We start from the raw sequence: 11,784 nt of genomic DNA, 5'->3' as shown, positions 1-11,784 counted from the left end.
TGCCGCGTCCCTGCCGCGTCGATCATGCAGTCGTGGTGCCCGATTCACCCGGGAACACCCCCTCCGTCCTCCACCACAACTGCATGATCGCGCGGGTGGGGTGGGGTGGGCGTGGCCGGGCGGGCGTGGGGTGGGGTGGGTGGCGTGGGGTGGGGTGGAGGCCGGGTGGGGATGTGGGGCTTTGGCGGCGGGGGAACGGTCGGTCGGGGAAGGATGAGGTCGTGCGCGCTGTGACTGTCGACCCAGGTGTAGCCGGCTCCCTGCGGCTGGTCGAGGACCATCCGGAGCCGCCGCCCGAGGAGGGCCCGATCCTGGTCGAGGCACTGGCGGTGGGTATCTGCGGCACCGACCAGGAGATCATCGCCGGCGCGTACGGCGAGGCGCCGCCCGGCACGGACCGACTGGTGCTGGGGCACGAGTCGCTGGGCCGGGTGCTGGAGGACACGTCGGGCAGCCTGCGACCCGGCGACCTGGTGGCAGGCGTCGTCCGGCACCCCGACCCGGTGCCCTGCCCGAACTGCGCGGTCGGCGAGTGGGACATGTGCCGCAACGGCCGCTTCACCGAGCACGGCATCAAGGGGTTGCCCGGATTCGCGCGGGATCGGTGGCGGCTGGAACCCCGCTTCGCCGTCGGGCTCGACCGCTCCCTCGCCCCGGTCGGCATGCTGCTGGAGCCGACCAGCGTGGTGGCGAAGGCGTGGGAGCACATCGAGCGCATCGGCGCCCGCGCCGAGTGGCAGCCACGGACCGTACTGGTCACCGGGGCGGGCCCGATCGGCCTGCTGGCCGCGTTGCTGGCGACGCAGCGCGGGCTCGACGTGCACGTGCTCGACCGCAACACCACCGGGCCGAAGCCGGACCTGGTACGCGCGCTCGGGGCGACCTACCACACCGAATCCGTCTGCGACCTGGGCTTCGAACCGGACGTGGTGCTGGAGTGCACCGGGGCGCCGGTCGTCGTCCTCGACGCGATGTACAAGATCGCGCCGACCGGCATCGTCTGCCTGACCGGCGTCTCCAGCGGGGGGCGGACCATCGACCTCGACGCCGGGGCGCTCAACCGTTCCCTGGTGCTGGAGAACAACGTGGTGTTCGGCTCGGTGAACGCCAACCGCCGGCACTGGGACCTGGCCGCCGCCGCGTTGGCCCGCGCCGACCGCACGTGGCTCGACTCGCTGATCACCCGCCGGGTGCCGGTGGAGGCGTACGCCGAGGCGTACACCCCCGAGCCGGACGACATCAAGGTGGTGCTGGAGTTCGCCTCCTGATCCCCGCTCAGAGGCCGGGCAGCCGGCCGTTGCGGAACAGGTCGACGAAGAGCTGGTGGTCCTGCCGGGCGCGGACGCCGTACGTGTGGGCGAATTCGACCAGGTGGGCCACGAAGCCCGCCTCGTCGGCGTCCACCGCCGCCACGATCGCCTCCTCGGTCGAGTAGTCGACCAGGTCGTGGCTGGACTCGTCGTCGGCCACCGAGTGCATCCGGGCGACCGCCCGGCCGAGGTCGGCCAGCACCCCGGCCAGTTCCTCCGGCTCGTTCACGTCGGCCCAGTCGAGGTCGGCCGCGTACGGGGAGACCTCGGCGACGAGCTGGCCGGCCCCGTCCAGCTCGGTGAAGCCCAGCCACGGGTCGGCGTGCGCCTGGAGTGCCCGCTGCGACTCGGCGGTGCGGTGTCCCTGGTGCTGGAAGTAGCTCGCGACCGCCTCGTCGGCGATGTGCCGGGCCACCGCGGGCACCTGCGCCTGCTTCATGTAGATGACGACGTCGTTCTCCAGCGCCTGGGTGTGCCCCTCCAGCAGCAGGTTGTACGACGGCAGCCCGGCCGAGCCGATGCCCACCCCCTTGCGCAGCACCACGTCCTTGACGTGCGTGGCCACCGGACGCACCTGGGCGCCGGATGCCGGCAGCGTGCCGAGGTACTCCTCGAACGCGGCGCAGACCCGCTGCCGGGTCTCGGCGTCGATCTCGAAGACGCCGTCGCCCAGCGAGAACCGGCGCTCGTAGTTGTCGATGGTGGTCTGCGCGGCGAGCAGGTCGACCCGGGTGTTGAGCCGCGCCTGCTGGAGCACCCGGCGCAGCACCCCGTCGGCGTTGTCGAGCGTGATCGAGCCGATCGCGTCGTCGCCCCCCTCGGCGATGGCGCGCAGCTCGGTCAGGTACGACCGCGCGAAGCCGGTGACCAGGTCGCTGATCGCCCGGTCGGAGAGCGCCTTGGCGTAGCCGAGCAGCGCCACGCTGGCCGCCAGCCGCTTCAGGTCCCAGCTGAACGGCCCCACGTACGCCTCGTCGAAGTCGTTGACGTTGAACACGAGCTGCCCGGAGGCGTTCATGTACGTGCCAAAGTTCTCCGCGTGCAGGTCGCCGTGGATCCACACCCGGCTGGTGCGGTCGTCGAGGAACCGGTCGTCGGCGAAGTCGCCGACCTGGTCGGCGTAGAAGAGCGAGGCGCTGCCCCGGTAGAAGGCGAACGGCGAGGCGGCCATCTTGCGGAACTTGCGCCGGAAGGCGGCCGGGTCGAGAGCCATCGACGCACCGAACTCCTCGGTGAGCACGTCGACGATGTAGGCGGAACGCTGGTCGGCGGAGTGGTTCATGGTGCGCAGGCTAGCCCCCGCCGGCCAACCCGGACTCTCGGCCGACCGGGCGAGGCGGCTCAGGCGGGCGGGCGGACGAACGCGCCGGCCGGGCGAGGCAGCTCAGGGATGGACGGTCCGCCGCTCAGGAATGGACCGTCGGCGGTTCAGGGGGTGGGCGGGCGCACCGGCGGGGCGGTCAGCGACTCCGCCGAGCGCGGCAGCGCGCCGGTGGACCCGGCGTCGGCCGGCGGGGCGTCGACCGGCGCGGCGAGGGGATCCGGCCGGGGCACGCCACCGATCCCGGACTGCTCGGCGGCGATCTTCTCCTGGAGGCGCAGGATGCCGTGCAGCAGCGCCTCGGGCCGGGGCGGGCAGCCGGGCACGTAGACGTCGACGGGGATGAGCTGGTCGACGCCCTTGGTCACCGAGTACGAGTCCCAGTAGGGACCGCCGCAGTTGGAGCACGCGCCGAACGAGATGACGTACTTCGGCTCGGGCATCTGGTCGTAGAGCCGCTTGATGGCGGGGGCCATCTTGTCGGTGACCGTCCCGGAGACCACCATCAGGTCGGCCTGCCGGGGCCCGTGCGCGAACGGGATGACACCCAGCCGCATGAAGTCGTGCCGGCCCATGCTGGTCGCGATGAACTCGATCGCGCAGCAGGCCAGGCCGAAGTTGAAGACCCAGAGCGAGTAGCGGCGGCCCCAGTTCAGCACGAACCGGATCGGCTCACCGAGCACTCCCGGCACCTGCACGACCGCCCCCTTCCCGAGCACCGCCCCCCAGTCAACCACAGCCGCTGGTGGCACCGGCCGATCCGTCTGTGGCGGCCATCCGACGCGGTGGCGACCGGCGCCAGCTCACCAGGTGGGGCGTTGCAGCAGGCCGACGAACTCCACCAGCAGCCGTTCCCGCAGCGCCGGCGGCGCGGCGTCGAGCAGGGTGTTCACCAGCGCCATCCGCTCGGGGGCCGCACCGGCGGCGTCGGCCGGCCCGCCCAGGCCCAGCCCGCCCGCCAGGCCGGCGACCAGCTCCGGGGTGAGCGCCTCGGGGGTGAGCGTGGTCGCGAGGGCGAGCAGCTCGGCGGGGAGCGCCACCGGCCCGGCGGCCCGGGCGGCGGCCACCGCGTCGGCGAGGTCGGGGCCGAACTCCGCCACCCGGGGCGCCACCGCGGCCGTCACCGTCAGGTGCACGCTGCGCGGCAGGTCGGCGTACGAGTGCTGGGGCTGGGTGTGCCAGCCGCGGGCGGCCAGCTCGTCGACCAGGACGAAGAGGTCGAGGCCCGGGTCGGTGGTGGTGAAGCAGACGACGGTCGACTCCGGCTCGGCCATCAGCCGCAGCCCGTCGACGGCGCGCACGGCGTCGGCCAGGCCGGCGACGGCGTCCCGGGTGGCCGTCGCGAGCCGCAGGTAGCCGTCGTCGCCCAGGTGGCGCACGGTGGCGTACGCGGCGGCGATCGGCCCGCCGGAGCGGGTGGAGGCGATGACCGGGTTGACCATCGTGTAGCCGGGCCAGTCGGCGTACGCGAAGTACTGCGGGGCGCGCAGCGCCGGATCGCGGTGCAGCAGCACCGAGACGCCCTTCGGCGCGTACGCGTACTTGTGCAGGTCCACCGAGATCGAGGTGACCCCGGGGACGGCGAAGTCGAACGGCGGCACGTCCGCGCCGAGCCGGCGCAGGTAGGGCAGGGTCCAGCCGCCGAAGCAGGCGTCGACGTGGCAGCGCACCCCGGCCCCGGCCGCCGCGGCGGCGATCTCGGTGACCGGGTCGATGACGCCGTGCGCGTACGAGGGGGCGGAGCAGACCACCAGCACGGTCTCCGGGCCGATGGCGGCGGCCACGTCGGCGGCGGCCGGCCGCAGCGTCGACGCCGACACGGGCACCGTGTCCACGGCGACCCGCAGGTAGTGCGCCGCCTTGGCGAACGCGGCGTGGGCGCTGGCGGGCACCACGATCCGGGGCGCGGCGATCTCCGGGTGGGCGTCCCGGGCGGTCTTGACGGCGAGGATCAGCGACTCGGTGCCGCCGCTGGTGACGCTGCCGACGACGTCCGGCGCGGCGCTGCCGGGGCCGCCGCCGAGCAGCCGGGCGGCGGCACCGACCAGCGCGTTCTCCATCGCGAGCAGCGACGGGAAGGCAGTCGGGTCGAGCCCGTTCACGTGCGCGCTGCCGGCGTACGCGGCGGCGGCCAGCTCGTCCAGCCCCGGCACCGCCGGGTCGTAGACGTACGCGAACAGCCGCCCGCCGTGGGTGGGCCGGTCGGCGCCGCGCAGCGCCCGCACCTCCGCGAGCACCTGCTCCGCGGGCAACCCGCTCCCGGGCAGCGCCCGCCGGTCGGCTTCGTCGTCGATCATGGAGTCGTGGTGCCCTTTCCATGGGTGTTCAGTGGCTTTCATCCCCCACCACAACTGCGTGATCGGCGGGGTGGGTGTGGGCCTCGGCCAGGCGGGCCGGGGTCAGGTCGTAGGGGCGGAGGAAGAGGACCGCCAGGCCCATCAGGAGGGCCGGGAGGACCGTGAAGCCGAGCAGGATGCCCGCCCGGGTCGTGTCGGACTGGGTGGCCGACGTGCCGGTGTCCGAGGAGACATAGCCGCTGAGCTGGAGTACCAGGCCGAAGATACCCGGCCCGAGGGCCAGCCCGAAGGTCTCGCCGGCCGTCCAGACCCCGGTGAAGACGCCGGCCTGCCGCCGGCCGGTGCGCGCCGTGTCGTACGCGATGCAGTCTGGGAGCATGGCGAGGGCGAAGACCTGCTGCCCGGCGTAGCCGACGCCGATCAGCGCGACCAGCAGGTAGACCGCGAGCGCGGGCAGCACCGGGGCGGCGACCAGGGCCAGCGCGCCCACCGCGAAGATCAGCGAGGCGGCGACCAGGGCGGCGAGCTTGCCGACCCGCGCGCCGGCCCGGGTCCAGAGCGGCATCACCAGCAGCGCCGGCCCGACGAAGCAGGCGAACAGGATGGTCGGTCCGCCCTCGGGATCGCGCAGGATCTGGTCGGCGAAGTAGTTGACCCCGGCGAGGACGGTGGCCACCCCGGCGGACTGCACCACGAAGCAGACCAGCAGCGCCCGGAACGGCCGGTTGCGGGCGGCGACGGCGAGCTGGGCGCGCAGCGTCGGCTCGCTCTCCCCGACCAGGCCCTCGGGGGCGGCGCGGGTGCCGAAGAACGCCCCGAGCGCGCCGAGCACGATCAGCCCCGCGACGAAGAGGCCCATCCAGCGGTGCCCGGGCAGGCCTCCGCCGCCGGCGTCGCGCACCAGCGGAGCCACCGCGCCGGAGACCAGGATGGCCAGCGCCAGCACCGCGATCCGCCAGCTCATCAGCCGGGTACGTTCGGCGTAGTCGCTGGTCAGCTCCGCCGGCATCGCCACGTACGGCACCTGGAAGAAGGCGAACGCGGTGGCCGTGGCGAGGAAGGCGACCGCCACGTACGCCCCGGCGGCCGGCCCGGTGCCGAAGGGGGCGGCGAAGATGGCGCCGAAGAGCACGCCGAGCGCGAGCCCGGCGCCCAGCAGGTACGGCCGGCGGGCGCCCCAGCGCGACCGGGTGCGGTCGGAGATGCGGCCCGCGACCGGGTTGACCAGCACGTCCCACGCCTTCGGCAGGAGCACCAGCAGGGCCGCCGCGCCCGCCGCGACGCCGAGCGTGTCGGTCAGGTACGGCAGCAGCAGCAGGCCGGGCACGGTGCCGAAGGCGCCGGTGGCCAGCGACCCGAGCGCGTAGCCGCCGTGCACCCGGCGCGGGAGCGCACCGGCGGCGGGCGGCGCGGCGAGCGGTGAGCCGGCTCCACCCGGCGGCGCGTCCATGGGGCCGAATGTTACTCACGTTATGGTCAGCGTCACATCCCCTCTTCCGGGGACCAACCCGCCGCCGCCACGTCGACCCCGGCGCCGCGCAGCGGCGTCCCCTCGGCGCGCAGCCGCTCCCGCGCCTCCCGCTCGTGCCCGGGTGGCAGGCGGCCGGCCGCGTTCACCACCCGGTGCCAGGGCACTCCCCCGCCGTGCCGGGCCATGATCGCGCCGACCAGCCGGGCCGAGGCCCGTCCCGAGCGCTCCGCCAGCGCGTCGGCGACCGCCCCGTACGACATCACCCGGCCCGGCGGGATCCGCTCGACCAACTCCAGGACCGCCTCGACATACTCGTCAGGTCTCACGACCGGCCACGATATGAGAACGCGCCGGGGTGCGCCGGGACCGACCACGCAGAATGGGCAGGTGCGCGACGTAGTCACGGCGGCCCGGCGGGTCGTCGTCAAGATCGGATCCTCCTCGTTGACCACCGCCTCGGGCGGGCTGGACGACGGGCGGGTCGACGCGCTCGTCGGCACCCTGGGCGCACTCGCCGCCGAGGGCCGGGAGGTCGTGCTGGTCAGCTCCGGCGCGATCGCTGCCGGCCTCGCGCCGCTGGGCCTGTCCCGGCGTCCGCGCGACCTGGCCACCCAGCAGGCCGCCGCCAGCGTCGGGCAGGGCCTGCTGATCGGCCGGTACGCCGCCGCTTTCGCCCGGCACGGGCGCACCGTCGGACAGGTCCTGCTCACCGTCGACGACGTGACCCGGCGGGCGCACTACCGCAACGCGTACCGCACCCTGCGCAAGCTGCTCGACCTGCGGGCGGTGCCGATCGTGAACGAAAACGACACCGTCGCCACCGAGGAGATCCGCTTCGGCGACAACGACCGGCTGGCCGCCCTCGTCGCCGCCCTCGTCCACGCCGACCTGCTGGTGCTCCTCTCCGACGTCGACGCCCTCTGGACCGGCGACCCCACCCGCCCGGGCTCGCACCGGATCAGCGAGGTACGCGACGAGCGGGACTTGGCCGGCGTCGACATCGGCGGCGCCGGCCGGGCCGGCGTGGGCACCGGTGGCATGGTGACGAAGGTGGAGGCGGCCCGGATCGCCACCGGATTCGGCATCCCGGTGGTGCTGACCGCCGCGCCGCTGGCCGCCCCGGCGCTGGCCGGCGAGGCCGTCGGCACCCTGTTCCATCCGAGCCGGCGACGGCCGACGGCCCGGCTCTTCTGGCTGGCCCACGCCACCTCGCCCCGGGGGCGGCTGCACCTCGACCCGGGCGCGGTCGCGGCGGTGGTCGGGCGACGCAAGTCGCTGCTGCCCGCCGGCATCACGGCCGTGGACGGGACGTTCACCGCCGGCGACCCGGTCGACCTGGTCGACGTCGAGGGCGCGCCGGTCGCCCGGGGCCTGGTCAACTACGACGCGGTCGAGCTGCCCGGGCTGCTCGGCCGGTCCACCACGGAACTCGCCGCGGCGCTCGGCCCGGCGTACGAACGGGAGGTCGTCCACCGCGACGACCTCGTGCTGTTGTGAGGAGTGCGGCGATGAGCGTGAGCGAGCAGGCCCGGCGGGCGCGAACGGCGGCGGAGGCGCTGGCCGTCGCCACGCGTACGGCCAAGGACGCCGCGCTGGTGGCGATGGCCGACGCGCTGGTGGCGCGTACGCCGGAGATCCTGGCGGCGAACGCCACGGACCTGGCGGCGGGGCGCGAGGCCGGGTTGAGCGCGGCCGTGCTGGACCGGCTCGCCCTCGACGCGGGGCGGGTGACGGGCATCGCCGACGCGCTGCGGCAGATGGCGGCGCTGCCGGACCCGGTCGGCGAGGTGGTCCGGGGCTCGACCCTGCCCAACGGGCTGGAGCTGCGCCAGATCCGGGTGCCGTTCGGCGTGGTGGGCATCATCTACGAGGCCCGGCCGAACGTGACGGTCGACGCCGCCGGGATCTGCCTGAAGTCCGGCAACGCGGCGCTGCTGCGCGGCTCCTCGTCGGCGGCCAGCTCCAACGCCGCCCTGGTCGCCGTGCTGCGCGACGCGGTCAGCGACGCCGGCCTGCCGGCGGACGCGGTGCAGCTGCTCGACGCCACCAGCCGCGACTCGGTCAAGGAGCTGATGCGCGCCCGTGGCCTGGTCGACGTGCTGATCCCGCGCGGCGGCGCGTCCCTGATCCGCACGGTGGTCGAGGAGTCCACCGTGCCGGTGATCGAGACCGGCGTGGGCAACTGCCACGTCTACGTCGACGCCGCCGCCGACCTCGGCAAGGCCGTCGCGATCACGTTGAACGCGAAGACCCAGCGACTGTCCACCTGCAACACCGCCGAGTCGCTGCTCGTGCACGCGGCGGTCGCCGACGCCTTCCTGCCGCCGATGCTGGCCGCCTTCGCCGAGGCCGGCGTCACCGTGCACGGCGACGAGCGGGTGGCCGCCCACTCCGCCGCCGTGCGGCCCGTCACCGACGAGGACTTCGCCACCGAGTACCTCTCCGCCGACATCTCCGTCGCCGTCGTCGACTCGCTCGACGCGGCGGTCGCGCACATCCGGCGGTACGGCACGGGCCACACCGAGGCGATCGTCACCGACTCGACCACCGCCGCCCGGGAGTTCGTGGCCCGGGTGGACGCGGCGGCCGTGATGGTCAACGCCTCGACCCGGTTCACCGACGGCGGCGAGTTCGGCTTCGGCGCCGAGATCGGCATCTCCACACAGAAGCTGCACGCGCGCGGCCCGATGGGCCTGCCCGAGCTGACCTCCACCAAGTACGTGGTGACCGGCGACGGCCACCTGCGCGGCTGACCTTCCACTGTGCGCACCGGACGGCCCCGATGAGCCCTCGCGGGCCCGGGGCCGGGCCGGTGGTCGCTGACGGCCCGTGACGGGGCACCGCCGGATCGCGGGAGACCGTTAGGCTGTAGCGGGTTCGGCGCGGCTTGTCCTGGGGAGGCGGCATGCTGGGCGAGAGTGCCCTTGAGGAGCAACTGGCGCAGGCACGCGCCGCACTGCGTGAGGTGAGCCGCTCCGCCGCACCTCAGGAGCGCGTCGAGACGGCGGCCGAGGCCGCCGACGGCCGGGTCCGGGTCACGCTCGGCACGGACGGCCGGGTCAGTGCCGTCGACATCGACCCGCGGGTGCTCCGGGAGGGCTCGGAATATCTGGCGGACGAGCTGCGCCGCGCGGTGAACGCGGCGCTCGACGGGCAGGACGACGACGCCACCACCGCCGAGCCGATGCCCGACCTCGCCGCGCTGACCGCCACCGTCGAGCGCCTGCAGAACCAGGGCCTGCGGCAGATGCGGGAGATCAGCCAGACCGTCAGCGAGACCATGCGGAAACTGCATCGGAGCTGAGCGTGGAGAATCTCGACGTCGACGTCGACGCGCTGGAGCGCGGCGCGAACGAGTTGGAACAGGCCAAGGAGTCCGTCCGCCAGGTCTTCGAGAGTTTCCAGGCGTCGGTCGGCGGCTACGCCGACGCCTTCGGCGGCGACGACATCGGCTCGCTGCTGGGCATCGCCCACCAGGCGTGCGTCGACGCGCTGTCCGAGTGCCTCGGCACCAACGTCACCGAGCTGGAGAACTACGTCGACGGGCTACGCGGGATGGCCGACGGCTACCGCGCCGCCGAGGAGAAGGCCGCCGCGTCCTTCCGCTCGCTCTTCGGCTCGCTGGGCGGCTGAGCCCCGACCTAGGAAAGGAGTCGCGGTGGGCCTGACGCTTCCGGGTGAACTCGCCTCCCTGCTCTCGATGCTCGGCTACGACTGGCCGCAGTCCGACGAGACGGCGATCTTCCAGCTCGCCGGGGAGTGGACCGGCATGGCCGGCCAGATCTCCGGCTCGGTCGCGCAGTTGGAGTCGGCGGCCCGCACGGTGCTCGACAACAACCGGGGCGAGAGCATCACCGCCTTCGCCGGCGAGTGGAACGACGGCGAGTCGGCGGCACGCAACATCGCCGACGTCGCCCGCCCGGCGACCGTCATCGGCGTCGGGCTGATGGTCGCGGCGGGCGTGGTGCTGGCCCTGAAGATCCAGGTGATCATCCAGCTGATCCTGCTGGCGATCCAGATCGCGCAGGCGATCATGACGGCGGCGGTCACCTTCGGGGCGTCCCTGCTCCAGATCCCGATCTTCAAGATGATCACCGGGCTGATCATCGACCAGCTCATCGGCATGGCCGTGGACACGGTGCTCAATGCCTAAGCGGCGGACGGCCCCGCCCCGGCAGACCCAGGCCAAGGGTGCCAAGATCGTCTCGGCCTACCTGGAGAACGCGGACGTCTTCCGGACCGCCAAGGGGGGCAAGCCCAAGGAGCCCGCCGTCCTGGTGCTGCGCAACCGGCCCGACTTCGTCAAGAAGGACTTCGACCGCAAGGCGAGGGACCTGGAGCGGCTCGGCCAGGAGGGCAAGCTGGTCAAGACCAAGCCGAAACGCACCCAGGTGGAGCACAAGGACCCGCAGAAGCCGGGCACCCGGAAGCTGACCACCGTCTACCGTGACCGCGTCATCCGGCGGCTGAACAAGGGCCAGAACTACGTGAGCAACAAGGAGCTGGTCAAGAGCCTCTACCGGGGCAAGAACCCCAAGAAGCACCCGGTGACCGGCCCTGGCGTGACGGTCGACCCCGACCACGTGCACGAGCTGCAACTGGGCGGCGCGGATTCGTACGATAACCTCCGGTTGATGGATGCTTGGACCAACCGCGAGATCGGCCGGGAGATCGGCCTGGCGCTCAAGGACGTGCCCGAGGGGACTCCGGTCATAGTGAAGGTGATCTAGTGACGGATGACGCGACGGCGGCCAGGCTCGACCGGATCCGCACCAGGTTCGCGCGGCTCAAGGAGTTGGAGGCGGAGCACGGATTCGGCGTCGTCCTCGCCGACGGGGTGCCGCTGGAGCCCTTCCCCGGCGTACCCGAGGGCGCGTTCGAGGTCTTCCGCATCATCGGCAGGATCGAGGGCAGCCACTTCCGGTTCGCGCAGCCGCCCGAGATCGGCAGCCCCGCCGCCCTCGAAGCCCAGCCGGACAACCCGCACGATCCGCTCGGCCCCGCCGTGTCGATCGGCTGCGAGCTGCACAGCGTTCCGCCGCAACTGCGCGACGAGATCGACGGCGGCGAGGGCATCTCGCTCGACCTGGAAGAGGGCGATGTCTATCACATCGACCCGGACGACTACGTCTTCCTCTACGAGCACCCGGACGAGGAGGTCGACATCCACGTCTTCGCCCCCGACGTCGTCACGTTCTTCGACGAGTACGTGCTGGGCGACAAGTACCCCGAGCTGGTCGACACGATCCTCGGGCCCGGCGTCCGGGAGCAGCGGGTACGCAAGGGCCGGTTCCAGGGGCAGTACGCGGACACCTGGCTACGCCTGCTGGCGACCGCGGGCATCGTCGCCTGACACCTACCGTCACGCCGAGAATGCGAAGGACC

At 73.3% G+C, this 11,784-nt stretch carries 13 protein-coding genes; 8 read left to right on the top strand and 5 right to left on the bottom strand.

The window, feature by feature from the left end; genetic code table 11:
• Nucleotides 1–221 precede the first annotated feature (221 nt).
• Complete coding sequence (locus tag ACGFIR_RS18020) at nucleotides 222–1,268, top strand: glucose 1-dehydrogenase (protein ID WP_393146097.1); 1,047 nt, start codon at nucleotides 222–224, stop codon at nucleotides 1,266–1,268.
• A 7-nt stretch (nucleotides 1,269–1,275) separates the two neighbouring features.
• Here the strand turns inward: ACGFIR_RS18020 and ACGFIR_RS18015 are convergent, their stop codons facing one another.
• The 5 genes from ACGFIR_RS18015 to ACGFIR_RS17995 form a co-directional block, all read right to left on the bottom strand.
• Nucleotides 1,276–2,592 carry a DUF2252 domain-containing protein gene (locus tag ACGFIR_RS18015; RefSeq protein ID WP_392998315.1) on the bottom strand — a complete coding sequence of 439 codons (1,317 nt, stop codon included), beginning with the start codon at nucleotides 2,590–2,592 and terminating at the stop codon, nucleotides 1,276–1,278.
• A gap of 146 nt (nucleotides 2,593–2,738) precedes the next feature.
• Nucleotides 2,739–3,329 (bottom strand): NADH-quinone oxidoreductase subunit B, encoded by a 591-nt coding sequence (locus ACGFIR_RS18010; RefSeq protein ID WP_392999390.1) that lies wholly within the window; start codon nucleotides 3,327–3,329, stop codon nucleotides 2,739–2,741.
• A 105-nt stretch (nucleotides 3,330–3,434) separates the two neighbouring features.
• The gene (locus ACGFIR_RS18005; RefSeq protein ID WP_393146095.1) at nucleotides 3,435–4,928 is read right to left on the bottom strand and encodes a pyridoxal phosphate-dependent decarboxylase family protein; all 1,494 of its coding nucleotides are present in this window, start codon (nucleotides 4,926–4,928) and stop codon (nucleotides 3,435–3,437) included.
• Nucleotides 4,929–4,956: 28 nt separating this feature from the next.
• Nucleotides 4,957–6,378 carry an MFS transporter gene (locus ACGFIR_RS18000; RefSeq protein ID WP_393146093.1) on the bottom strand — a complete coding sequence of 474 codons (1,422 nt, stop codon included), beginning with the start codon at nucleotides 6,376–6,378 and terminating at the stop codon, nucleotides 4,957–4,959.
• 32 nt (nucleotides 6,379–6,410) lie between these two features.
• Nucleotides 6,411–6,725: an MGMT family protein gene (locus ACGFIR_RS17995; protein ID WP_392998309.1), complete on the bottom strand. Its 315-nt coding sequence runs from the start codon at nucleotides 6,723–6,725 to the stop codon at nucleotides 6,411–6,413.
• Nucleotides 6,726–6,738: 13 nt separating this feature from the next.
• Between ACGFIR_RS17995 and proB the strand changes: the two genes are divergently transcribed.
• From proB to ACGFIR_RS17960, 7 genes are all read left to right on the top strand, one after another.
• Complete coding sequence (proB, locus tag ACGFIR_RS17990) at nucleotides 6,739–7,896, top strand: glutamate 5-kinase (RefSeq protein ID WP_393146091.1); 1,158 nt, start codon at nucleotides 6,739–6,741, stop codon at nucleotides 7,894–7,896.
• Between the two features lie 11 nt (nucleotides 7,897–7,907).
• Nucleotides 7,908–9,152 carry a glutamate-5-semialdehyde dehydrogenase gene (locus ACGFIR_RS17985; protein ID WP_393146089.1) on the top strand — a complete coding sequence of 415 codons (1,245 nt, stop codon included), beginning with the start codon at nucleotides 7,908–7,910 and terminating at the stop codon, nucleotides 9,150–9,152.
• 152 nt (nucleotides 9,153–9,304) lie between these two features.
• Nucleotides 9,305–9,703: a YbaB/EbfC family nucleoid-associated protein gene (locus ACGFIR_RS17980; protein WP_392998303.1), complete on the top strand. Its 399-nt coding sequence runs from the start codon at nucleotides 9,305–9,307 to the stop codon at nucleotides 9,701–9,703.
• Between the two features lie 2 nt (nucleotides 9,704–9,705).
• The gene (locus ACGFIR_RS17975) at nucleotides 9,706–10,032 is read left to right on the top strand and encodes a WXG100 family type VII secretion target (protein WP_393146087.1); all 327 of its coding nucleotides are present in this window, start codon (nucleotides 9,706–9,708) and stop codon (nucleotides 10,030–10,032) included.
• A gap of 25 nt (nucleotides 10,033–10,057) precedes the next feature.
• Complete coding sequence (locus tag ACGFIR_RS17970) at nucleotides 10,058–10,552, top strand: hypothetical protein (RefSeq protein WP_392998299.1); 495 nt, start codon at nucleotides 10,058–10,060, stop codon at nucleotides 10,550–10,552.
• Nucleotides 10,545–11,129 (top strand): hypothetical protein, encoded by a 585-nt coding sequence (locus ACGFIR_RS17965; RefSeq protein ID WP_392998297.1) that lies wholly within the window; start codon nucleotides 10,545–10,547, stop codon nucleotides 11,127–11,129. The genes ACGFIR_RS17970 and ACGFIR_RS17965 overlap by 8 nt, the downstream gene beginning before the upstream one ends.
• Nucleotides 11,129–11,752, top strand: a complete 624-nt coding sequence (locus ACGFIR_RS17960) for a hypothetical protein (RefSeq protein ID WP_393146085.1) — start codon at nucleotides 11,129–11,131, stop codon at nucleotides 11,750–11,752. Before ACGFIR_RS17965 ends, ACGFIR_RS17960 begins: the two co-directional genes overlap by 1 nt.
• Nucleotides 11,753–11,784 lie beyond the last annotated feature (32 nt).

It is taken from the genome of Micromonospora sp. NPDC049051, assembly GCF_043197575.1.
Lineage (GTDB): Bacteria > Actinomycetota > Actinomycetes > Mycobacteriales > Micromonosporaceae > Micromonospora.
This window is presented reverse-complemented; position numbering and strand designations above follow the sequence as displayed.